Annotated in this window: 19 protein-coding genes and 1 tRNA gene; 10 read left to right on the top strand and 10 right to left on the bottom strand. The window is 72.9% G+C overall.

Going from position 1 to position 20,863, the window contains the following annotated elements; genetic code table 11:
- Nucleotides 1-41 precede the first annotated feature (41 nt).
- The 4 genes from IF83_RS0118070 (at nt 42) to IF83_RS0118050 (ending at nt 6,331) form a co-directional block, all read left to right on the top strand.
- Nucleotides 42-1,199, top strand: coding sequence for an HpcH/HpaI aldolase/citrate lyase family protein (locus tag IF83_RS0118070; RefSeq protein ID WP_030545321.1), 1,158 nt, complete (start codon nt 42-44; stop codon nt 1,197-1,199).
- A 360-nt stretch (nt 1,200-1,559) separates the two neighbouring features.
- Nucleotides 1,560-4,664 carry a phosphoribosyltransferase domain-containing protein gene (locus tag IF83_RS0118065; protein WP_051722919.1) on the top strand — a complete coding sequence of 1,035 codons (3,105 nt, stop codon included), beginning with the start codon at nt 1,560-1,562 and terminating at the stop codon, nt 4,662-4,664.
- A 195-nt stretch (nt 4,665-4,859) separates the two neighbouring features.
- Nucleotides 4,860-5,597 (top strand): HAD family hydrolase, encoded by a 738-nt coding sequence (locus tag IF83_RS0118055; protein WP_347877109.1) that lies wholly within the window; start codon nt 4,860-4,862, stop codon nt 5,595-5,597.
- Between the two features lie 14 nt (nt 5,598-5,611).
- Nucleotides 5,612-6,331, top strand: a complete 720-nt coding sequence (locus IF83_RS0118050; RefSeq protein WP_078843585.1) for an O-methyltransferase — start codon at nt 5,612-5,614, stop codon at nt 6,329-6,331.
- A gap of 306 nt (nt 6,332-6,637) precedes the next feature.
- On the opposite strand, the gene IF83_RS0118045 is transcribed toward IF83_RS0118050, so the two are convergent.
- The 3 genes from IF83_RS0118045 to IF83_RS0118035 form a co-directional block, all read right to left on the bottom strand.
- On the bottom strand, nt 6,638-6,868 hold the full coding sequence (locus IF83_RS0118045; protein WP_030545311.1) for an FmdB family zinc ribbon protein: 231 nt from the start codon (nt 6,866-6,868) through the stop codon (nt 6,638-6,640).
- Nucleotides 6,869-7,158: 290 nt separating this feature from the next.
- A complete protein-coding gene (locus IF83_RS0118040; RefSeq protein WP_030545309.1) occupies nt 7,159-8,556 on the bottom strand; it encodes a hypothetical protein in 1,398 nt (465 codons plus the stop codon).
- A 167-nt stretch (nt 8,557-8,723) separates the two neighbouring features.
- On the bottom strand, nt 8,724-9,566 hold the full coding sequence (locus tag IF83_RS0118035) for a DUF4097 family beta strand repeat-containing protein (RefSeq protein WP_078843584.1): 843 nt from the start codon (nt 9,564-9,566) through the stop codon (nt 8,724-8,726).
- A gap of 426 nt (nt 9,567-9,992) precedes the next feature.
- Here IF83_RS0118035 and IF83_RS0118030 point away from each other — a divergent pair.
- A tRNA-Val gene (locus tag IF83_RS0118030) sits at nt 9,993-10,067 on the top strand.
- 157 nt (nt 10,068-10,224) lie between these two features.
- On the opposite strand, the gene IF83_RS0118025 is transcribed toward IF83_RS0118030, so the two are convergent.
- The gene (locus IF83_RS0118025) at nt 10,225-11,454 is read right to left on the bottom strand and encodes a helix-turn-helix domain-containing protein (protein WP_051722888.1); all 1,230 of its coding nucleotides are present in this window, start codon (nt 11,452-11,454) and stop codon (nt 10,225-10,227) included.
- Nucleotides 11,455-12,041: 587 nt separating this feature from the next.
- Between IF83_RS0118025 and IF83_RS33780 the strand changes: the two genes are divergently transcribed.
- Nucleotides 12,042-12,233: a hypothetical protein gene (locus tag IF83_RS33780; protein WP_158711062.1), complete on the top strand. Its 192-nt coding sequence runs from the start codon at nt 12,042-12,044 to the stop codon at nt 12,231-12,233.
- Nucleotides 12,234-12,823: 590 nt separating this feature from the next.
- Entirely contained in the window at nt 12,824-13,102 is a 279-nt protein-coding gene (locus IF83_RS0118015) for a hypothetical protein (RefSeq protein WP_030545302.1), read from the top strand.
- Nucleotides 13,103-13,337: 235 nt separating this feature from the next.
- On the opposite strand, the gene IF83_RS0118010 is transcribed toward IF83_RS0118015, so the two are convergent.
- Nucleotides 13,338-13,817: an SMI1/KNR4 family protein gene (locus tag IF83_RS0118010; RefSeq protein ID WP_051722887.1), complete on the bottom strand. Its 480-nt coding sequence runs from the start codon at nt 13,815-13,817 to the stop codon at nt 13,338-13,340.
- A gap of 144 nt (nt 13,818-13,961) precedes the next feature.
- Here IF83_RS0118010 and IF83_RS0118005 point away from each other — a divergent pair, with 144 nt between their 5' ends.
- Nucleotides 13,962-14,963 (top strand): GNAT family N-acetyltransferase, encoded by a 1,002-nt coding sequence (locus IF83_RS0118005; RefSeq protein WP_030545292.1) that lies wholly within the window; start codon nt 13,962-13,964, stop codon nt 14,961-14,963.
- On the opposite strand, the gene IF83_RS0118000 is transcribed toward IF83_RS0118005, so the two are convergent.
- Nucleotides 14,953-15,615, bottom strand: a complete 663-nt coding sequence (locus IF83_RS0118000; RefSeq protein WP_030545290.1) for an MOSC domain-containing protein — start codon at nt 15,613-15,615, stop codon at nt 14,953-14,955. The two genes, IF83_RS0118005 and IF83_RS0118000, sit on opposite strands and share 11 nt — an antisense overlap.
- Before the next feature lie 106 nt (nt 15,616-15,721).
- Nucleotides 15,722-16,936 carry an aminotransferase-like domain-containing protein gene (locus tag IF83_RS0117995; RefSeq protein WP_030545288.1) on the bottom strand — a complete coding sequence of 405 codons (1,215 nt, stop codon included), beginning with the start codon at nt 16,934-16,936 and terminating at the stop codon, nt 15,722-15,724.
- Between the two features lie 339 nt (nt 16,937-17,275).
- Between IF83_RS0117995 and IF83_RS0117990 the strand changes: the two genes are divergently transcribed.
- Nucleotides 17,276-17,698 carry a putative zinc-binding protein gene (locus IF83_RS0117990; protein ID WP_051722886.1) on the top strand — a complete coding sequence of 141 codons (423 nt, stop codon included), beginning with the start codon at nt 17,276-17,278 and terminating at the stop codon, nt 17,696-17,698.
- Nucleotides 17,699-18,065: 367 nt separating this feature from the next.
- Nucleotides 18,066-18,761 carry a YwiC-like family protein gene (locus IF83_RS0117985; protein ID WP_037680362.1) on the top strand — a complete coding sequence of 232 codons (696 nt, stop codon included), beginning with the start codon at nt 18,066-18,068 and terminating at the stop codon, nt 18,759-18,761.
- A 193-nt stretch (nt 18,762-18,954) separates the two neighbouring features.
- On the opposite strand, the gene IF83_RS0117980 is transcribed toward IF83_RS0117985, so the two are convergent.
- Genes IF83_RS0117980 through IF83_RS0117970 form a run of 3 tightly spaced genes read right to left on the bottom strand, consistent with a single transcriptional unit; the run spans nt 18,955 to nt 20,706 of the window.
- Entirely contained in the window at nt 18,955-20,004 is a 1,050-nt protein-coding gene (locus IF83_RS0117980; protein WP_051722885.1) for a chymotrypsin family serine protease, read from the bottom strand.
- A complete protein-coding gene (locus IF83_RS0117975; RefSeq protein ID WP_030545281.1) occupies nt 20,001-20,252 on the bottom strand; it encodes a hypothetical protein in 252 nt (83 codons plus the stop codon). Before IF83_RS0117975 ends, IF83_RS0117980 begins: the two co-directional genes overlap by 4 nt.
- Before the next feature lie 7 nt (nt 20,253-20,259).
- Nucleotides 20,260-20,706 carry an SCP2 sterol-binding domain-containing protein gene (locus IF83_RS0117970; RefSeq protein WP_158711061.1) on the bottom strand — a complete coding sequence of 149 codons (447 nt, stop codon included), beginning with the start codon at nt 20,704-20,706 and terminating at the stop codon, nt 20,260-20,262.
- Nucleotides 20,707-20,863: the final 157 nt, after the last annotated feature.

Genomic DNA, 20,863 nt, shown 5'->3' with positions numbered 1-20,863 from the left:
GCCAGATCGCGTCACAGCGCGACAGATCACTGGGGAGTTCCATGCGTCACTTCGGGTATGTGCCACCCGATGTCCGGACGGCCCTGTTCCACCGGGAACCGGGCCGGTTCGACGTCGACTCCCCAGCTCAGCGCCTCGCCGTCGCGCTCGGTGCCACCCTGTACAGCCCCGCGACCCGGCCCACGCTGGCCGAGGACGTGGTCAAGCAGATGAGCCGCGGGGTCGTCTCCATGGTGCTGTGCCTGGAGGACTCCATCGACGACGCCGACGTGACCGGCGCGGAGGAGAACCTGGTCCGGCACTTCCACACCCTGCTGGAACACGGCTCCGAACTGCCGCTGCTCTTCATCCGGGTGCGGTGGCCGGAACAGATCACCGACCTCGTGCGCCGCCTCGGGCCCGCGGCGCGGCTGCTGTCCGGATTCGTCCTGCCCAAGTTCACCGAGGAGCGGGGCGTTCCGTTCCTGGAGGCGCTGGCGGAGGCCGAGAACGCCTGCGGGCGGCGGCTGTTCGCGATGCCGGTCCTGGAGTCCCCGGAGCTGCTGCACCTGGAGAGCCGCGCGGAGACCCTCGCCGGCATCCGGCGCAGCGTCGACAAGTACCGCGAGCGGGTGCTGGCCCTGCGCCTGGGCGTGACCGACTTCTGCTCCGCGTACGGGCTGCGCAGATCCCCGGACATGACGGCGTACGACGTGCAGCTCATCGCCTCGGTGATCGCCGATGTGGTCAACACGCTGGGACGGGCGGACGGCACCGGCTTCACCGTGACGGGGCCGGTGTGGGAGTACTTCCGGCTCCAGGAGCGGATGTTCAAGCCGCAGCTGCGGCGCAGCCCCTTCACCGGCCGCGCCGAGAAGCTGCGGACCGCGCTCATCGAACACGACATGGACGGACTGCTCCGCGAGATCGAACTGGACCGCGCCAACGGCCTGCTGGGGAAGACCTGCATACACCCCTCCCATGTCGCGCCGGTGCACGCCCTGTCGGTCGTGAGCCACGAGGAGTACAGCGACGCGGTCGACATCCTGCGGCCCGAGCGGGGCGGTGGCGGGGTGCTGCGGTCCGCGTACACCAACAAGATGAACGAGGTGAAGCCGCACCGCGCATGGGCCGAGCGGACGCTGCTCCGAGCGGAGGTCTTCGGGGTGGCACGGGAGGACGTGACCTTCGTGGAGCTCCTGGCGGCCGGCATCACGTGACGGGGGACGGCCGGGATGCGGGCGACAGCGAGAACATGGGAAGCACCGGAGACACCGCAGGCAGCGGAGACACCGGAACGTGCGGGAACAGCGGAGAGGCGAGGCGTTCACAGGATGCGGCAGGAGCGGGAGTGGTCCGGGGCATGGGTCGCGGAGCGGCTCGGGGTCGAGCTGCGCGAGGCGGACCGGCCGGAGGACGGCGACGGCCCCGGCTCCGCCACTGGTGACGCCGCGGCGGACACGGCCGGCGAGGCCGGCGTGGGCGGCGAGGCCGTGCACCGTGAGCCCGGGGAGCCCGGGGAGCCCGGGGAGCCCGGGGAGCCCGGGGAGCCCGGAGAGGCAGGAGAGGCAGGAGCGAGCATGCCCGGCGGCGCGCGCACGCTCCGCGGCCTGCTCGGGCTGGCGCTGCGGCGCAACCCCAGACGGGCCCATCTGCTGGTCTCCCAGGTGCTCGGCAAGCATGTGCCGCAGCGCCCCGACGTCGTCCACGGGGCCGGGCTCGACCTGGGCCGCCGGGTGCGGCGGCTGCTCGGCGAGGAGGCGGCCGTGCGCGCCGTCGTCCTCGGCTACGCGGAGACGGCGACCGGCCTCGGGCACAGCGTCGCCGACGGGCTGGAACCGGCCGCGTATCTGCACTCGACCAGGCGTCCCGTGCCCGGCCTCGCGCCGGTCGGCGGCTTCGAGGAGGAGCACAGCCACGCGACCTCCCATCTGCTGCTGCCGGAGGACCCGGACCTGCTCGGCGGGGACGGGCCGTTGGTGCTCGTCGACGACGAGTTCTCCACCGGCCGCACGGTGCTCAACACCGTCAGGGCGCTGCACGAGCGGTTCCCGCGCGACCGGTACGTGATCGTCGCCCTCGTCGACCTGCGGACCGCCGAACACCGGGACGCCCTGCGGAAGGCCGCGGCCGACCTGGGCGCCCGGGTGGACCTCGTGACGCTGGCCTCCGGAACGGTCCGGCTCCCGGAGGACGTCCTGGAGCGGGGGCAGGCGCTGGTGGCGGAGTACGAGGCGGCGGGCGCGGCGGCCGGCGCCCCGGCAGCCGGGGAGTCCCGGGCGGAGGGAGCTCCCACTTCGGCGACCGGTGCGCAGGTCAGCGGTGTGCGGCACCTGGAGGGCGCAGGCCTGAACGATGGCTCCGCCACCGGGGCCACGGCTGCCACGGCTGCCGCGGCCGTCCCGGCCCCCGCGCACACGGCTGCCGCCGCCTCCGGCGCGGTCGCTGCAACGGCCGCCCGCGTCACCGGTGTTCACATGCCTGCCCGGGTCATGACTGCCCCCGGGTGCTCTCCGGCGGCAGTACGGCGCGTGGAGCTCGGCTGGCCGGACGGACTGCCGGACGGCGGACGGCACGGCTTCACGTCCGAGCACCGGACGCGCCTGGAAGCGGCGCTGCCGGCGATGGCGGCCCGTATCGCGGAGGCGCTCACGGCGGACGGCGATGCGGCCGCCGTACCGGGCGCCGTCGCCGACGTACCGGGGTCCGGTGTGGCCGTACCGGGGAAGACCGTTCCCATTCCGGCGCAGGGCGGCCCCGTATCCGGGCAGGCCCCCGTATCGGGGCACGCCGACGCCGACGCCGACGCCGACGCCGACGCCGCCCCGGCCGGGCGGGCGGAGCCGGGTGCCCCGGGGCGCGTACTCGTCCTGGGCTGCGAGGAGTTGATGTACGCGCCGCTGCGGCTCGCCCAGGCACTGCAGCGCGCGCTCGGTGAGCGGACCGAGGTGCGGTACTCGACGACCACCCGCTCACCCGTTCTCGCCGTCGACGACCCGGGTTACGCCATCCGCACCCGGATCGTGTTCCCCGCGCACGACGCGCCGGCCGACGGTCCGGGGGAGCGGTACGCCTACAACGTCGCGCCCGGCGCCGACCCGTCCCGCCGCTTCGACGCCGTCGTGGCGGTCGTGGACTCGGCCGCCGACACGGCGGAGCTGCACGCGCCGGGCGGGCTGCTGTCCGAACTGGCCCGCCACACCGACGGGGTGCTGCTGTCGGTCGTCCCCTCCTACGCGCCGCGCCCGCACGCGGAGCGGGCGGAGGACGCGGCCGGGCCCGTACCGGACAGCCCGGCGCCGGGGGATTCCCTCCCGGCGGCACGAGCGGCACGAGCGGCACGAGCGGCACGAGCGGCACGAGCGGCCCGGGGACCGGAGTCCCCGGACCCGGGCCACCCGGGGACGATCCCGGACCCGGGCGCGGCGGAGGCCCGGGCTTCGGGCCCGCGGAGGATCGAGGCCCACGGCCCGGTGGCGACCCCGGGCCCGGGCGGGGGGCCGCGCGCGGCGCTGCCCGGGCCGCTGCGCGGGCCCGCCTTCTCCTCGTACCGGCCGGACGAGGTCGGCTGGCTGCTCCAGGACCTCTCGGACGTCCCGCTCGAAGCGCCCGTCGAGGAGCGGGAGGAGGCCGTGCAGCGCGGCGGCGCCCACTACGCCGAGTCGCTGCCGGTCGAGTACCAGCCCAGCGAGGACTACCAGCGGCTGTTCCGCACCGCCCTCGACACCTCGGCGGCGCGGATCGCCCGCGCCGTCGGCACCGTCACCGAGACGCTGCTCGCCGAGCGCGCGGGCCGGGGCACCGGCCGCCCTGTCCTGGTCTCGCTCGCCCGCGCCGGCACCCCCGTCGGCGTCCTGATGCGCCGCTGGGCGCTCCGCGCGCACGGGCTCGACCTGCCGCACTACGCCGTCTCCATCGTGCGCGGCCGGGGCATCGACACCACCGCGCTGCGCTGGCTCGCCGAGCACCACGACCCGGCGGACGCCGTCTTCGTCGACGGCTGGACGGGCAAGGGCGCCATCACCCGCGAACTCGCCGCCGCCATCGAGGACTTCACCCGCACCACCGGCATCACGGGCTTCGACCCGGAGATCGCCGTGCTGGCCGACCCGGGCGGCTGCGTCCGGACGTACGGCACGCGCGAGGACTTCCTGATCCCCTCCGCGTGCCTCAACTCCACGGTCTCCGGGCTGGTTTCGCGGACGGTGCTCCGCGCGGACCTGGTCGGGCCGGACGACTTCCACGGCGCCAAGTTCTACCGGGAGCTGGCCGCGTCCGACGTGTCCGGGGACTTCCTCGACGCCGTCTCCTCCCGCTTCGGCGAGGTCGCGGAGCAGGCCGCGCGGGACGCGGCGGAACTGCTGTCGGCCACCGGCCGCGCGCCGACCTGGGAGGGCTGGGCGGCGGTGGAGCGGATCAGCGAGAGTTACGGCATCCACGACGTGAACCTCGTCAAACCGGGTGTCGGCGAGACGACGCGCGTGCTGCTGCGCCGGGTCCCCTGGCGGGTCCTGACGCGGCGGGGCGCGGGTGCGGACCTGGACCACATCCGCCTGCTGGCCGAGCAGCGCGGGGTGCCGGTGGAGGAGGTCGGCGACCTGCCGTACAGCTGCGTCGGACTGATCCACCCGCGCTACACGCGCGGTGCGACGGGCGCGGACGGCAAGGCGGTGACGACCGCGTGAGCACCGACGAGACGGCGCCCGAGCCCGAGCCCGAGCCCGAGCCCGAGCCCGAGCCCGAGCCCGAGCCCGAGCCCGAGCCCGAGCCCGAGCCCGAGCCCGAGCCCGCAGTCGCAGCCGCAGTCGCCCGGTCCCGTCCTCGTCGCCAGCGATCTCGACCGCACCCTGATCTACTCCGCGGCCGCCCTCGCCCTCGACATGGCCGACGCCCTCGCCCCGCGTCTCCTCTGCGTCGAGGTGTACGAGCACAAGCCGCTCTCCTACCTCACCGAGACGGCCGCCGGGCTCCTCGAACACCTGGCGCGCGAGGCCGTGTTCGTCCCGTCCACCACCCGCACCCGGGCGCAGTACGGCCGCATCCGGCTCCCCGGGCCCCCGGCCCCGTACGCCGTCTGCGCCAACGGCGGGCACCTGCTCGTCGACGGGGAGTCCGACCCCGGCTGGCAGCGCCAGGTGCGCCGCTCGCTCGACGAGGGCTGCGCCCCGCTCGCGTCCGTGCGGGAACACCTGCTGCGCTCGGCCGACCCGGAGTGGCTGCTCAAGGAGCGGGTCGCCGAGGACCTCTTCGCCTACCTGGTCGTCGACCGCGCCCTGCTGCCCGAGGCCTGGGTCAAGGACCTCGGGGAGTGGGCCGACGGGCAGGGCTGGACGGTCTCGCTCCAGGGCCGCAAGATCTACGCCGTGCCGAAGCCGCTCACCAAGAGCGCGGCCGTCGCGGAGGTCGCGCGGCGCACCGGCGCCTCCCGGGTGCTCACCGCGGGCGACTCCCTCCTCGACGCCGACCTGCTGCGCGCGGGCGACGAGGGCTGGCGCCCCGGCCACGGCGAACTGGCCGACACCGGCTGGACCGCGCCGCACGTCACGGCACTCACCGAGCGGGGCGTGGCGGCGGGGGAGGCGATTCTGCGATCCCTGGTGCGGGCGGTGGCGGTGTGAACGAGGATGACGCCATGGCTGATACGAACACCACCACGGGGGCGGCGGCACGCGAGGCGGGGCAGCGCAGCCCGCTGGACCCGGACCAGGTCACCCCGCTCACGCCCGAGCTCTACGACTACGTCCTGCGGCACAACCCGCCACTCGACCCGGTGCGCCGGGAGCTCGTCGACACCACGTACGAGAAGCTGGGCGGCCGGGCCCGGATGCAGGTCTCCGAGGAGCAGGGGCCGCTGCTGGCCTTCCTGGCGAAGCTCGTCGGAGCCCGGCTGATCGTCGAGGTCGGCACGTTCACGGGGATGTCGGCGCTGTGGATGGCGGAGGCCCTGCCGGACGGCGGCAAGGTGATCACCTGCGACGTCTCGGAGGAGTGGACGGCGTACGGGCGCGAGGCGTGGGCCAAGGCGGGCGTCGCGGACCGCATCGACCTGCGCATCGGCCCGGCCCTCGACACCCTGCGCGCCCTGCCCGCCGAGCCGGAGATCGACATGGTCTTCGTCGACGCGGACAAGGAGAACAACGGCCGCTACTGGGAGGAACTGGTGCCGCGGCTGCGCCCGGGCGGGCTGATCGTCGTGGACAACGTCTTCTTCCACGGCGAGGTGACGGACCCGGATGCCACGGGCGGGGGCGGTGCGACCCGTGAGTTCAACGAGAAGGTGCTGGCGGACGACCGGGTGGACGCGGTGATGCTGACGGTCGCCGACGGCCTGACCCTGGCCCGCAAGCGCTGAGCCGCGGCCGGCCCCGGCCGGGCGGGGCGGGTGCTCGGCCGGGGCCGGCGGCCCGCCGTGCGGCACGGCAACTGCCGCCCCGGACCGGACAGTTCCGGGGCGGGTCCGGCCCGGCGCCGTCCCGGCCGAGTGGTCGTGACGGTGCCGGCCGCGCCCGGGCTGCCCGGCTCGGGGCCGGCCGAGCCGGGCCATCGCCGGAAGCCGCCGGGCGCGGAGCCGTGCGCGGCGGGAATGCCCGGACCGAACGGGGCCGCGCCCAGGGGGCGGCGCGGGCGGACCGCCCGGATCCGCCCCCTCGGCCGGGCGTCAGCCGCAGCAGCCTCCGCCGCAGCAACCGCCACCGCCGCCACCGCCGCCACCGGCGGGGGCTGCGGGGGCGGGACCGGAGGCCGTGCCTCCGACGGCCACGGTGGAGAGCAGCTTGACGGTGTCCTCGTGGCCTTCCGGGCAGACGGCCGGAGCGGAGGACTCGGCCATGGGACGGCTCAGTTCAAAGGTGTCGCCGCAGGACCGGCAGCGGTACTCGTAACGGGGCATGCGGCCAGATTAACCGCCCGTCGGGCGGGGTGGGGCGGGCCCCGGGTTCGCCGCCGGCCGTATCCCGGGCCCGAGGCTCGTCCCCTGCCCTACCGGGTGTCCGGCGGCTCCGCCCGGACGGGCCGGGGCCGAGCCCCGTCGCGGCCCAGCCGCCCGGGTGACAGCCGGGCGGTCACCCACCGTCCGGTCTGCCGGCCGCGCCGGCATCCGGTCGTCCGGTCCGCCGCTCCGGGAGCCTGCCGGCCGGCTCCAGGCCCGTAACCCGCCGCCGGTTCACCGCCGGAGGCGTCTCAGCGGCCCGCGCCCAGTTCCTCGCGGATGTCGCCGACGACGCGGGCGACGGTGCGCCGCACCGCCTCCGTCTCCAGCAGGAAGTGCCACCAGTCGGGGTGCCGCCCTTCCAGCCCGTCCACCGCGCGGTCCAGCCGGGCCACCGCGTCGTCCAGGGGGCGCGCGTGCCGGGGGTCCGGGGTGGAGCGGCCGGTCATCGCCAGCCGCTGCGCGTCGCGGATGGCGAAGCGGGTTCGTTCGATCTCCTGGGACGGGTCGGCGGAGACCTCGTCCAGCCGGCGCAGCCGGTCACCGGCCGCCGACACGGCCTCGTCGGCGTCGTTCAGCAGGGCCCGTACCGTGCTGAGCCGGGCCGTGGCGTCCGGCCAGCGCTGTTCGCGCCGGGCCTCCTGCGCCTCGCGCAGCTTCTCCTCGGCCTGCCCGACGGCCCGGGCGGCCTCCTCCGGCACCGGCTGGAGGTCCTGCCAGCAGGCGGCGCTGTAGCGGCGGCGGAGCTCGCTGAGGATCGGGCCGACGCCTTCCGTGCGGGTGGTGATCGCCTCGGCGCGGGTGCGCAGGGTGACCAGGCGCCGGTCGGTCTCGGCCGCCCGGGCGGGCAGTTGTTCGGCCTCGCTCCGTATCGCCTCGGCCTTGCGCAGCACGTCGTCCGCGCGCCGCAGGGTGTCCTGCACGCCGTGCTGCCCGGCGCCCTGGTTCAGCTTGGTCAGCTCCGGGGAGAGGGCGGCGAGGCGGGCGGCGAGGTCGTCGGCCCGGAGGCCGGAGGCCCGTACGGAGTCGAGGGCGCCGGTGGCGGCGAGCAGGGCCTGCCGGGCGCGTTCGACGGCGGGGGCGAGCCGGGCGAGCTGGGTCTCGGCCTTGTCGAGGAGAGGGGCCAGGCCGCTGGCGAAGCGGTCGAGCTCCGCCTTCGTCCGCCGGAGGTCGTCCTTGGCCCGGTCGAGATCGGCGCGGGCGCGGGAGGCGGTGGCCGAGTCCAGGTCGTCGCGGTCGAGGTCGTGGGCGTCGACGGCGTTGATGTAGCGGTGGCTGGCCTCGTCGATGCGCTGCCCGAGAGCCTGGAAGTCGGCGGCCGCGCGGCGGGCGGGCGGCGAGCTGTCCACGGCGACGATGGTCTCGATGGAGATGCGCAGCTCGCGCTGGGCGGAATCGAGCTCGTAGAAGGCGTCGGCGGCGGCGTCCTTGGCGGCCTGCGCCCGCGCGCGCTGGTCGTCGCGCCCGCCGCCGAACCAGCGCCGGGTGCCGCCGCCGGAGAAGGCGAGCGGCGCGGCGGCGGCGAGGAGGGGGAGGAGCGGGAGCGGCAGCAGGACGATGCCGAGGAACGGCCGGAGCGGGCCGCTGCCGCTGGGAAGGCGGCGGTCCGTCGCCGGCCGCCCGTACGGCTGCGCAGATCTCGCCGTCACATCCCTCTCCCGTGCCGCGTCCACCCCCTCCGGCAGATCACTGCCGGGTAGGGACATTGTCCCACCTGGGGTGAACGAATACACGGGCCGATTCGTTCGCGATCTCGCGCAGCCGGCCGGGGACCTCGTGCAACGCAGCCGTCCGGCGATCTCGCGCAGCGGCCCGGCTACTCGGCCGTGCGGACGGTGATACCGCCGTTGTCGCTGCGGACGGTGATCCGGTGCTTGCTCTCGGTGTCGCGCGGGACGGTGACGTCCGTGTCCCCGTTGCCGGCCTTGGCATCGACCCGGTAGGAGGCGCGCGGCAGGCCGATGGAGACGGCTCCGTTGTCGGTGTTGACGTCCACGCGATCCGGCACCCGCGCGAACCCGAGCTCAACCGCCCCGTTGTCGGCCTCGGCGGACACCCGGCCGGCGGTGACACCGGTGGCCTTCACCTTGCCGTTGTCGCTCTTGAGTTCCAGGCGGCCCCTGGCGTCCTCGACCCGGACCGATCCGTTGCCGGAGCTGAGCTTGAGCGCGGTGGAGAAGCCGGTGGCGGTGACGTTCCCGTTGTCCCCGTCGACGGTCACGGCGACATCGCGCGGCACCTCCACCCGGTGCCGGGACTCGCAGTTGTCGATCAGCCCCTCGCAGCGGACACCGATCCGCAGGGTGCCCTTCTCCATCGTCCAGAACTCCTCGACGTCCCCGCCGATGGCACTCCATCCGCTGAACCACCGGGTGACCCGGACGTCCTCCACATCGGCGGGCACCAGCTCGACCGAGGTGTTCTCTGCGTCGATCTTCAGAACCTCGCCGCCACCACCGCCGCCGCTGCCGAAGGAGAACGCCCGCCGCTCGGGCGTCTCGTCGTCGCCGGCGTCACCGCCGCACCCGGTGACGGCCGCGACCAGGCCGACGGCGCCCAGGGCGGCGAACAGGCCCCGCCGCCGACGGCGCGCAGGAGTGCCGGGGGTGCCGGGGGTGCCGGGGGTGCCGGACGGAGGCGGAAGGCGGCGGTGAGGCATCACGATGATCTCCGAAAGGGCCGGTGGAACTCGGGTGGAGTGGAGGAGAGGAACTCCGCTGGAAGAACGGTCACTCCGACCGTAGGGACCCGGCCCGCGCCGAACGATCCGGCCGCCCACCCGATCCATGGTGGGGCTGGCCCCCGTACCCGCGGCCGCGGGGCCCTGCCGGCCACCGCTCCCGTCCCCGGCCCCGGTCCGACTCAGACGCTCCCCGGCGGTCCCGGGCGGTCCCGGGCGCTCGGCCGGCGGTCCCGGGCAGGACTTGGCGGGGGACCGGGCGGGCCATCGCCGGACGGCCGCAGGCAGCCCCGCGCGAGCCCGTCCGCCACCCTACGCCGAGGGCTCCGCCCGGGGCTCCGGCCCGCTACCGTCACGTTTAGGGGCAGAAGCCGTGGGCCATGTAGTCTGTCCAATCGTTCCCGAGGGCGCATAGCTCAGTGGTAGAGCGCTGCTCTTACAAAGCAGATGTCGGCGGTTCGAACCCGTCTGCGCCCACCAGCCAGAAGACCCCCGGCCAGTCGCGGCCGGGGGTCTTTGACATCCGTTTCTGACATCAACGGGCTTGATCAGCCGGTGTCCGGCCGCCTCTTCAACAGCCGGTCCATGTGGCTCACCGCCTACCGCCGGGTGTCCTGCACGACGTGCGTGTACGTGTTCATTTCATCGTGCTGATCATCCTGCTGGCACCGTCCAGTACTTCAGGTACCAGTCCGCATGTCGTACCGCCCAACTCGGCTGCCAACGCCCGCAGTTCCTTGCCCGAAGGTTGACTTATCGTCAGCAGGTCCGTCACGAGTTGTTTGACCGCGGGCATGGCGCCGACCATCTCGGGTGAGAGCTTCTGGGCCGCGCGCACGGCCGCCACCGCGTCCCCGATCTGGCGGCGCTGGGCGTGGGCCCGCGCCAGGTCGAGGCAGAAGCGCGTCTGCCGCTCGGAGGAGAGCGAGGAGGCGTCCACCCGGGCGGCCGTCCGCAAGGCGACCCCGGCGTCGCCGAGGTCCACGGCCACGGCCACCTCGTGCAGATCCACGTTGGTCGGGCCGAACTCGGTGTTGTAGTCGTTCCGTCCCTCCCCGACCTCCGCGGCCATCTCCCGCGCTTGGCGGATGAACTCGTAGGAGTCCTCGTCCCGGTTGGCGCGGGCGGCGGCCACGGCCCGTTGTAGGGTCAGCGCTCCCCGGAGGGCGACCGCTTGAACGTCACCGGTGTCGGTCAGGGGTTGCAACGCGTCGGCGGCGCTGCCGGAGACCTGCGCCGCCTGCTCGTAGTGGCGGGCGCCGAGGAAAACGACGGACAACCGGAACTCCCCGGCCGCCATCAGCAGCGGGTCTTCGGCCCGCTCGGCGGCGACGACGGCCCGGTCAACCGCGATCCAGGCCGTTTCCGGCTCACCCATGTTCGCCAGCGGGGCGCTGCACGTGTGGTACATCCGGGCCAGGAGCCGGAACATCTCGAGACGCTCCGGTTCCGGTGCCGACCGCACCGCCGTCTCAAGTGCCGGCACCAGCTCGGCCAGCAGCTCGGAAAGATCCGCGTAGTTGCTCTGATGGGTCAGCTCCCACGCCTGTTCCACTTGGGCGCGGAGGGCGGGAACGTCCGGCGGCTCGTGCTGCCCGAGGAGCGCCTTGAGCGAGTGAGCCGCGCTGAGCATCAGGCGCAGACAGCCGGCCCCGGGCGGCTCCACACTCGCGGACGCGACGATCGGCGCCTCGGCGGCCAGTTCGGCGACGGGCACCTCCAGGACCTCGGCGACCTTCTCCAGGACGGTCATGCGGTCGATGCGCCGAACACCCCGCTCCACCTGGGAAACCCAGGCTTCGGACCGGTCCAGCAGCGCGGCGAGCTCCTTCTGCGAGAGGCCCCGGCGCTTGCGGTTGAACGCGATCTTGCGCCCGAGGGCCTGTCAACGGCCGTGGTGGCGACGGCTCGCGCTCGGCGAGGAAGGTCTTCACGTATTCCTGATCCTCGTGTGCCTGGAAGGCCGCTTCGTCGCGGTACAGCTCGTAGAAGATCCGCTCCAGGGGGGCGGCCCTCCACCCGGTGCGCGGTGGATCAGCGTCCCGGGCTCGTGCGCCTTGATCTGCTCGCCGGTCCGCGCCACCAGGTCATCGAATCGCTTCCTCTCCCGTCTTCCAATCCCCCGAGGGCATCAGTTGCGCCTGACGTCCAGAATCGGCCATTTGTGAATGTAGGCCAATTGGACATCGGCAGGGTTCGTGAGTAATACAACAACAATTGTTTCCGGGGGTTGTGCAGGTCAAGAGTTGTCGGGTTGCCTACTTCAAACTGTACCCGGGGTGGGTGGCTACAATTGTAGCCGACCGAGTTTCACTCTGAAGCCAATGGCCTGATCGTGAACCTTGCTACCTTCTTGGATCAGCAAAACGCCCCGGCGCCGACGGAAAACGAGACGGCGGGGCGTCGCCTAGTCGAGTCAATTGGACGGCTAAGCCGGCCAGTCCAAGGAGTATCGTGAACCAGTCGGGGAGCAGAGACCAAAAAGTGAACCCTGGATTCGGTTTCCAGAATCCAGATACGGAAAAAGCCTCAGAAAATGACGACCAGGACACTCGGAAATCTAGCCGCGTCAACGTCAACTGGGTTGCGTCTGCCGCAATGCTAATCAGCTCTCTTTCAGCGCTGATCACGGCGATCAAGGCTTGACCAGATCGCTGCTGTGGACCCCGGGTGGGCAATCGCCGATGTGATCGGACTGCTCATGCTGTACAGCAGTGAAGTGCAGCAACTGACCATGACCGGCAACCCCGGTCAACGGACGGACGGAACCTAAATGAACGTTACTGGCCGATTAATCAAGAGCTATGGATCGGATCAGAAGGCATGTGACTCCACGGCTGACATCAACGACGCCGGACGGAGGCGTACACCAGCGCCTCTGTCCGGCCGCCGCACCAGTCGATGGCAGCATTCCGAGTAAACTCGGATCGAACTTACAAAGCAGATGTCGGCGGTTCGAACCCGTCTGCGCCCACCAGCCCTCGCACACGACGAAGGCCCAGGCCATCCGGCAGAGAACCGGAGCCCTGGGCCTTGTCCGTTGTCCGCCGACACAGGGGCCGGAAAAGGCGGCGTACCACGCGGCGCCGGGTCCGCCTGGTCCACCCCCCGTCGGCTGCCGACCGGCGGAGGGCCACAGCTCGGTGATCTTGTCCGGTTGTCCCCGGGATGCGGAGGTCCGGCGGCTGGGTGACAGTGGTGGAAGTTCCCGTCCCCGGAGACCAGGGAGACCCACGATGATCCAGAAGCTGCACGACAAGGGCCTGCGCAGCGAACACGCGTACACCGCGGGCTTCGTGTCCATCGGCCTCTCCATCGCCGCCTGGGCGGCATCACTCGCGGCAGAACCAGGGCGCGGACTCGATCGCGCCGACCGGTGGGGCATCTTCGTCGGCGAATGGGCCCCCACCTTCTTCGGCCTCGGGCTGGCGCTCTCCCACTACGAGTTGCAGGACGGCACCTTCACCGCCGATGTGCACGAGCTTCACCGGGAAAGGGAACGCCAAGCGGTGTAGGGCGCGTGCAGGCGCGTGCAGGTGGGGGTGGCCATGGGCCGGCTCAACATTCCGGGCGGCGGCCGATGGCAGCGCTGACCGTTCTGCCAGGGGGCCAGGCCGGCACAGCAGATGTCGGCAATCCGAAGCCGTCCGCACCCAGCAGTCATAAGACCCCCGGTCGGCTGTGGCCGGGGGTCTTCACCTGAGCACGGCCTCGCTGTCCGCTGCCGCGTCATGACCGCTGCCGGTCCCGTCACCGCACGGCAGATGAGAAGTCCCAGTACAGCCTCTGCTCCTCGTCCACGGCGGGCGTGTAGCCGTTGAGGGACTGATGGTTCTCAAGAGACTTGGCGATCGCCTCCATGAGTGCCGCAAGGGACGTCCACATCGCGTGTGATCCGCGCACAACGCCCAGCTCGGCCTCGGCTTCGTGGACGCGCCCCCGGTCGATCCCTGGAGGGTGGTCCAGGACGAGGCAACCCCCGCGGACGTCCCGCGCGATGGGGATCAACTGCGGGTGCCCGTAAAGGGCATGGCTGGCCCCCATCCTCATGAAGTCGTAGTCCGCCTCTTCTTCCTCGTCCGCGGTGTGCTCGTCGTAGAAGCCGGTGAGGAGTTTCCACTCAGCCGCCGTCTCGCGGGCGCGATCAGAGCGGTATTCGCGTGAGACAGGCCCGGGCGTTCGAATCCCCGTGGCGCAGGACCATGAGTCGAAGCGGTTACCAGTTCGCATTGTGTATTCGGCAGTTCTTCCGCTTCATGCCCATGGCGATAATGGGCCGCTCCCGGCCTGGATGGCGCACCGGCAGCCTGGTGGGGATCTTGTGGCCCCGGTAGATTGGGTCGTCGGTGCAAGGCGGAGCGCAGGGGGACTGGAATGGTGGAGACGCCACAGGGCGGGCAGGTTGAGATCGTCCGAGCCGGACCGGAGCACTTGGAGCAGATCACCCGGGTCGCGGAGTCGCGAAGTCTAGATCAGGCACGCAGGCCCCATCGGGGTGCGCCGGTAGAAGGCGGCTTCCTGGTATCGGCCTATACCGAGGCGGACTACCGTGCCCGTCTGGAGACTGCCGAACACTTTTATGTGGCGGTCAAGGGGGAGGACGTGCTCGGGTTCCTGCTCGCTTATAGTTCCGATCGAGTTGAACCCGATGAGTGGTTGAACCGGCGTATCAAGTCCGCGCTTGGTGATTTCCTCGTGGTCAAGCAGGTCTGTGTGGCGCGGGAGGCGGCTCGCCGCGGGATCGCTTCGATGCTCTATTACCACGTCCTGGACCAGTGGAAGGAGAGCCCGGTCATCGCGGCGGTGGTCAACCACCCGCCGAACGAGGCCTCCGCGGGCTTCCACCGCAAGTTGGGATTCGAGGAATTGACGGAGTTAACGCCTCCGGACGGCATGCCGCGAATGGTCTGGGTGTGGCGCAAGCCGCGAGAGGCCATGCTGCACACTCAGTACATGGTCTCTGTCGACCTTTACAAGCACGAAGACAACGTCAACTGGCAAAAGTTGAACAATTTCTTCTACATCACGGTAGGTCTTGCCGCCGTTGCGGCGTTCTCGGTTGGGAAGGAAGGCGCCGGAGGGTCTCTCGGAAAGGCCTTGGCCGCCATCATCTCAATCATCGGACTTGGCGTGTCCCTGGGATTCTCCCAGATGCTGCGGTTCGGCCGGCGGTATCTGCTGGCGCGCAAGTCGGCTTTGATCGAGCTCGAGGAACACCTGGCCTGGCACGGGGGGCGGCGGATTGTCACATGGCATTCCTCGGACCCGGGCAACGCCTACCTGAAGATTTCGCCGACCGGGGCCATCATGGCGCTGCTGCCGGCCTTTGTGGCGTTGTGCTGGACGACTCTTCTCGGTGTGCTCATCACTGACTGAAGTGGTCGAGCGTGCGCCGGCGGGCCAGCTCTCTGATCTCCTCCGGCAGCGCGTCGGCGGTGGGCAGGTGTGGCAGCAGGTCCGGTTCGAGTGTCATCGCGCGGAAGACGAGTGCGACGGTCACCTCGTGTTCGGGGCGGTGCACGATCTCTATGGGATCGGTGGCGCGGATGTCCCCCGGCTCGATCACGCGCAGGTACGCGCCCGGCAGCGCGGCCTTGGTGAAGCGCTTGATCCAGCCGTCGCGCTCCAGCCAGCCCTGGAACGTCGCGCACGGGATGCGCGGGCATGACACCTCCAGGACGACGTCCGGCCCTATGCGCCAACGCTCCCCGATCAGCGCGCCGTTGACGTCGAGCCCGGCGGTCGTCAGGTTCTCCCCGAAGGCACCGTTCGGGAGCGACCTGCCCAACTCGGCCTGCCAGCCGTCGAGATCCTCGCGCGCGTAGGCGTAGACGGCCTGGTCGGCGCCGCCGTGGTGCTTCACGTCGTAGACCCGGTCACCGGCCAGACCGACCGCCCCGGTCCCTTTGGGGCCCGGGGCGGCCACGGCCACCGGGCCGTCGACGGGCCGCTTGTCGATCCCTGTCGCGCTGAGGCCCTTCCAGGGGTTGGGGCGCGGCTTGCCGATGTTGACGGAGAGCAGCTTCATGAGGGCGACGGTATGGTTCGCCGCTCCCGGGGGCGACACAATTTCCCGGCCGTTGCCCCGCCTCGCCGGCCCCCGCCCGCCCCGCTGGGAGGGCGCCGCGCGGGGCTCAGCGGAAGGTCTTGGCGAGGCGGAGCAGGCCCTCGGCGATTTCCTCCGGGGTGTGGGTGGTGAACGACATCCGCAGCGTCGCCCGGTCCGGCGGGCCCGCGTAGAACGGGGCGCCGGGGACGAAGGCCACGTCGTGGGCCACGGCTTCGCGGAGGAGCGCCGTCGCGTCGCGGCCGTCGGGGAGCCGGACCCAGAGGAACATGCCGCCGTCGGGACGGTTCCAGGTGCTGCCCTCCGGCAGGGCGGAGGGCAGGCCGTCGAGCAGGGCGTCGCGCCGGGTGCGGTACGCGGTGCGGACGCGCGCCAGATGGGCGTCCAGATCGGCGTCGGCCAGATAGCGGGCCGCTGCCGCCTGGTCGACGGTGGAGGAGTGCAGGTCGAGGGCCTGCTTGGCGATCACGCAGGCGCGGCGCAGGGCCGCCGGGGCCCGGAGCCAGCCGAGCCGCAGCCCCGGAGCCATGATCTTGGAGAAGCTGCCGAGCAGGACGGTGCGGTCGGCGGCCGCGCCGAGGGACGCGATCCACGGCACGGGGTCGCCCGCGAACCGCAGTTCGCCGTACGGGTCGTCCTCCACGATCCACAGCCCGTGCCGCCGCGTGACGCCGGCCACGGCCTGCCGGCGCCCGGCGGGCAGGGTGCGGCCGGTCGGATTCTGGAAGTTGGGGACGAGGTACAGCAGCTTGGGCCGCTCGCGGATCACCAGTTCCTCCAGCGCGGCCGGGTCGATGCCGTCCTCGTCGGAGGGCACCGGCACCGCCCGCGCGCCCGCCATGCCGAAGCACTGCAGCGCCGCCAGATAGGTGGGGTTCTCCACGAGCACGGTGTCCCCGGGCTCCAGCAGCGCCGTCGCGACGAGCGTCAGCGCCTGCTGGGAACCGGCCGTGACCAGCAGATCGTCCGGATCGGTCGGCAGCCCGCGGGCCGCGAGCCGGGCCACGACCGCCGCGCGCAGCGACGGGTCGCCCTCGGTCGTCGAGTACTGGAGGACGCGCTGCGGCGCCTCGGTCAGAACCCGGTCATACGCGGCCCGCAGCCCTTCGGCGTCGAAGAGCTCCGGCGCGGGCAGCCCGCCCGCGAAGGAGATCACCTCGGGACGGGCGGTGAGCGCGAGGATGTCGCGTACGGGCGACGAGCCGACCGACGCGGTGCGGCGGGCGAGGGCGGGAGGCTGGGGTGCTCGGTCGGCTGCTCGGCCGGCTGCTCGGCTCGTCATGGCCGCAGCGTAGGGGAGATCGATGCGGTGCCCATCTAGTTTCCGCGATGTGGACGGCTCCGGGCCCCGGCTCCGGGCACGGGCCCGCTCCGCGCCTCGGCTCCCCGCTCCCGAGCTCCTGGCATGCCCCCTGCTCCGACCCCCGCTCCGGCCGTCCCCCGGCTCCCGGCCTGCTCCCCGCGGTCCCCAGCCGCCGCCCGGTGCCCGGGCGGTGGCTCGGCGGGCGGGACCCTTGCCGGGAAAGGGGTCCGGAAGACCCATGTGCCGGGCGGGCGCGCGGGCTACGGTCGCGCGGGTGGGGGAGAGAACGAGTGGTCGAGCCGTGAGGAGACGGTGCCGGTGAACCGCCGACGCGATCTGCCGCTGGTGTACTCCTGTTCCGGGTGCTCCAGCGCCGCCCAGATGACGAACTGGCTCGCCGTTCAGCTCGACCGGCGCGGCATCGCCGAGATGTCCTGCATCGCGGGCGTCGGCGGTGACGTGCCGAGTCTGGTGCGGAAGGCCACGAGCGGGCGCCCCGTCATCGCCATCGACGGATGCGTGCTGCGGTGCGCCCGGAACTGCCTCGCCCGGCACGGGGTGACGCCCACCGTGCACCATCTGCTCAGCGATGACGGGGTGCGCAAGCGGCTCGGGGAGGACTTCGACCCGGAGCAGGCCGAGCGGGTGCTGGCCGGCCTGGTCTCCCGTCTCGCCGCGGCACCCGCGGCATCCGCGGAAGGGAGTGAACGTGATGCGTACGGCGCGGAGGCCGGCCGGTAGCGTCCGGGCCGGCCGGACGGGGAGCCAGGGGGGAGCGGCTCCCGGAGGTATGGACCCCGCAGGCGCGGCCCGGACGGGTACGGCCCCGGGGCACCGGGCGGCCCGGACGAGTGCCGTCCCGGCGGGCCCGGCCGCCCGGGCGGAGGGCTCCTCGGCGGGGCCGGGCGGAGCTGCGCGCGGTATGGCCGAGCCGGGCAAGGCAGAGCCGGGCAAGGCGAAGCCGAACGGACCCGGGCCGCACGGGTCGGCGTCGAAGGACGCGAAACCGGGCACGGCGCAGCCGGGCGGTGGGACCGGGCCATCGTCCCCGGCCGGGTCCGCCCCCGCACGCCCCCGCCCTCGGCGGAAGAAGAAGCGCGGGCAGTGGGTGCCGCCGCAGCACGGCGCGTGGGCGATGCTGCTGCTGCCGTATCTCGCGGGGCTGCTCACGGCCGGGTACGCCTGGCCGGACCTGCCGCTGCTCGTCGCGTGGATCGCCGGCTACCTGCTGTCGTACTTCGCCCTGCTCGCCGTGAAGACGCGCCGCCCCGCCCGGTACCGCGACCAGCTCCTCGCCTACGGGCTGACGGCCCTGGCGGCCGGAGCCGTCGTCCTCGCCGCGCGGCCCCAACTCGTCCTCTACGCCCCCGTGTTCGCGCTGGCGCTCGGCGTCAACGGGTTCTTCGCCTCCCGGCACGACGACCGCGCCCTGGTGAACGGACTGGTCTCCGCCGCGGCCGCGACGCTGATCCTGCCCGTCGTGGTGAGCGTCGCGGGCGGCTCGCCGTGGGACGCCGGCGGGACGTTCACCGTCGTCCTGCTCTACCTCGCCGGGACCGTCCTGTTCGTGAAGAGCTGCATCCGCGAGCGGGGCAACAGGGCGATGTACTCCGCCTCCGCCGCCTTCCACACGGCCGCCCTGGCGGTGGCGGCCTGGATCGCCCCCGTGTACGCCGTGGCGTTCGGCTGGTACCTGCTGCGGGCCATGGCCCTTCCCCGGCGCGGGATGACGCCGCTCCAGCTCGGCCTGGTGGAGATCGCAAGCTCGCTGCTGCTTCTGCTCTCCGTGGCCCTGGCCGCCTGACGCCGGCACCGGGAGGCGCTCACTCCGGCGGGCCACGGACCGGTCCGCCGCGCGCCGTCCCGGCTGCCACCCAGCGCGCGGCGGACCGGCGCGGTCCGGCACCGGGGGCGGTCGGTCACCCGGCACGGCCAGAGCCCGAAACGGGCACAGCTCCGAAACGGCCAGAGCCCGAAACGGCCAGAGCCCGAAACGGTCAGAGCTCCGAGGCGGCCAGCAGGACCGCGGAGTCCAGCGGGAGCGGGTCCGGGGTGAAGCGGATGCCCAGGGCGGCGATGACGTCCGTGATGGGATTGGCGATCCAGTACGCCCCGTCGGTGCGGCCGGCGAAGAGCAGGCCCACCGCGCGGTTGCGCTCGTCGACCGTCAGGCTTCCCGAGTCGCCGCCCGCGACGACCGGGTCGCCGTCCTCGGACGACACCGTGAACTGCCCCCGGTACAGCCAGCCCTCGACCGTCACATCGAGACCGACGGTGTCGACGATGCCGCCGGTGACGCCCGTGGTACGCCCCGACTTCCGCGCCCGCGTGCCCAGGCCGGGCTGCCCCACGCCGCTGACCAGGCCGATGCCCGCGATGGCGTCGGACAGGAAGCGACGGCCATCGAGCACGGCCACGGCGGCGTCCACCCGGTCCGTGTGGGCGTAGCGGAGCAGCCGGGCGAGGGTGTCCCGGGGTGCCGTGCCGCCGTCGAACGGGCCCGGCTGGACGATCTCCTCGCCGGCGGCGCAGTCCGGTACCCCGCACAGCACATGCCAGTTGCTGAGCAGGAGCTGCGAGCCCCCGCCGGTCGCGTCGTACACCGCCGCGCCCAGTGTGCCGGCCGTGACGCGCAGGCCCGCGACGCTCGTTCCGGGGACGGCGAAGGGGAAGTGGCGTGCCCTTCTGCGCTCCGGGGGCAGGGGCGGGGCACCGTTGCGGAGGTGGGTGAACTCGCCCTCCACGACATCGACGGTGACGCCCTCCAGCTCGCGGGGCAGGACCTCGGACGGGCGGAGTTCGGCCTCGGGCACCTTGTGGCGCACGAAGACGCGGACGCACGGCTCGGGCAGCCGCCGGCCGGCCCTCATCCGCAGGCCGACGCCCACTCCGGTGACGTTCGGGTACGCCATGAGGCGGCCGGCGAACCGCTCCTTGACCACGTCGATGCGATGGTCGTGGGCGATGGGGCCCGCGGGGCCCTCCGGTCGCGGCTCTTCCCGGGCGCCGTCCTCCCCGGCCCTCCCGCGGTCTCCGGCGGCGGTCACGGGGGCGCCTCCACGGTGACGCGGGTGATGTAGGCGCTGTCGTCACCGTGCAGCAGGTTGACGCGCAGGCCCCGGGCCAGGGCCAGGGACAGCTCGGTGGTGAAGAGGGCGACGGGGCCCTCGGAACGGTCGCCGAACCAGATGATCAGCAGTTCGTTGGGCGGATCGTCCGCCTCCCGCCGGACGTTCACGAATCCGAAGCCGTCGGCGAGCTTGAGCGATTCCACGCGGCCCACTGTCTCCGCCATGTCCGCCTCACTCCCCGCAGATCACGGAGACACCGGTGTCACCGGATGCCTTCCGCAGCAGACGGGCGGCCAGGGCGGCGTCGCCCAGCACACGTAGCCGGCCCTCGGCGAAGGCGTCGAGGGGGGAGAGACGGCCCTCGGCGATCTCCCACCAGGTCGCCTCACGGGTGATGAGTTCGATGTCGGGCGGGCCCGGGGTGGCGCCGCCCTCCACCACCCGGTACTTGCGCTTGGCCGGCGCCAGCGTCCACCGCCGGTCTCCGCCGCCCCCGCGGTCTCCGCCGCCCGGTCCGGCCCCGCCCTTCCCGCCGTCACCGGCGGGCGCGAGGAGCGTGAAGCGGATGGTGGCCTGCTCGCCGCTGTCGCTCAGCAGGTCGGCCAGCCGGTGGAACGTCTGTCCCACATCGGGCTGCCGTGCTGCGGTCAGCGGGCGGATCCTGGCGTATGCGGTCACGGGGCCCCTCGGAGTCGTCGTACTGGCCGGGCACTCCGTCCCAGACTGCGGGGCGGGACGGGGACCGGCCAGCCCTGGGACCCGGGATTCACCCGGCCGAGTGGCCGGCGGACGCCGCGAGGTGACGAGTCCCCCGGCGTGCGGAGGCACGGGGCAC

Origin of the sequence: Streptomyces albus subsp. albus, assembly GCF_000719865.1 — a bacterium.
GTDB lineage: Bacteria > Actinomycetota > Actinomycetes > Streptomycetales > Streptomycetaceae > Streptomyces > Streptomyces albus_E.
This window is presented reverse-complemented; position numbering and strand designations above follow the sequence as displayed.

Bases quoted from the DNA above. Each gene is read 5' to 3' on its own strand.
- IF83_RS0118070 (WP_030545321.1), top strand. From the start codon at position 42: ATGCGTCACTTCGGGTATGTGCCACCCGATGTCCGGACGGCCCTGTTC.
- IF83_RS0118065 (WP_051722919.1), top strand. From the start codon at position 1,560: ATGCCCGGCGGCGCGCGCACGCTCCGCGGCCTGCTCGGGCTGGCGCTG.
- IF83_RS0118055 (WP_347877109.1), top strand. From the start codon at position 4,860: ATGGCCGACGCCCTCGCCCCGCGTCTCCTCTGCGTCGAGGTGTACGAG.
- IF83_RS0118050 (WP_078843585.1), top strand. From the start codon at position 5,612: ATGGCTGATACGAACACCACCACGGGGGCGGCGGCACGCGAGGCGGGG.
- IF83_RS0118045 (WP_030545311.1), bottom strand. From the start codon at position 6,868: ATGCCCCGTTACGAGTACCGCTGCCGGTCCTGCGGCGACACCTTTGAA.
- IF83_RS0118035 (WP_078843584.1), bottom strand. From the start codon at position 9,566: ATGCCTCACCGCCGCCTTCCGCCTCCGTCCGGCACCCCCGGCACCCCC.
- IF83_RS0118015 (WP_030545302.1), top strand. From the start codon at position 12,824: ATGATCCAGAAGCTGCACGACAAGGGCCTGCGCAGCGAACACGCGTAC.
- IF83_RS0118010 (WP_051722887.1), bottom strand. From the start codon at position 13,817: ATGCGAACTGGTAACCGCTTCGACTCATGGTCCTGCGCCACGGGGATT.
- IF83_RS0118005 (WP_030545292.1), top strand. From the start codon at position 13,962: ATGGTGGAGACGCCACAGGGCGGGCAGGTTGAGATCGTCCGAGCCGGA.
- IF83_RS0118000 (WP_030545290.1), bottom strand. From the start codon at position 15,615: ATGAAGCTGCTCTCCGTCAACATCGGCAAGCCGCGCCCCAACCCCTGG.
- IF83_RS0117995 (WP_030545288.1), bottom strand. From the start codon at position 16,936: ATGACGAGCCGAGCAGCCGGCCGAGCAGCCGACCGAGCACCCCAGCCT.
- IF83_RS0117975 (WP_030545281.1), bottom strand. From the start codon at position 20,252: ATGGCGGAGACAGTGGGCCGCGTGGAATCGCTCAAGCTCGCCGACGGC.